The following is a 404-nucleotide window of genomic DNA, read 5'->3' as shown; positions in this document are numbered from 1 at the left end:
GTCGCTGCATGGCCGGCCCAACCCGCGCGAGGGCGCGCTGGAAGCACTGGAGCGCGTAGGCCTGCCGCGCAGCTTCGGCGCGCGCTTCCCGCACGAGCTGTCGGGCGGTCAGCGCCAGCGCGGCGGCATCGCCCGCGCCATCGCGCTGCGGCCGGATTTCATTCTGGCGGATGAGATCGTCTCAGGCCTCGATGTGTCCAGTCAGGCGCAGGTGCTGACGATCCTGCGGGATCTGGTGCGCGAGATGAACCTGACCTTGGCCTTCATCAGCCATGACCTCAGCGTGATCCGGCGCCTGTGTGACCGCGTGCTGGTGCTGCATCAGGGCGAGATCGTCGAGGATGCGGAATGCGAGGCGCTGTTTGCCGCGCCAAAGGCGGCCTATACGCGCGAATTGCTGGAAG

The 404-nt window shown here is 67.8% G+C and carries 1 protein-coding gene; it reads left to right on the top strand.

Features of this window, described 5'->3' with window-relative positions:
* A partial coding sequence (locus tag BTA51_RS29105) for an ATP-binding cassette domain-containing protein (protein WP_141215727.1) occupies positions 1 to 404 on the top strand: 404 nt, incomplete at both ends.

Source organism: Hahella sp. CCB-MM4, from assembly GCF_002260525.1.
GTDB lineage: Bacteria > Pseudomonadota > Gammaproteobacteria > Pseudomonadales > Oleiphilaceae > Hahella.
Note: the sequence above shows the minus strand (reverse complement) of the source record. Positions and strands in the feature narration are given on the sequence as shown.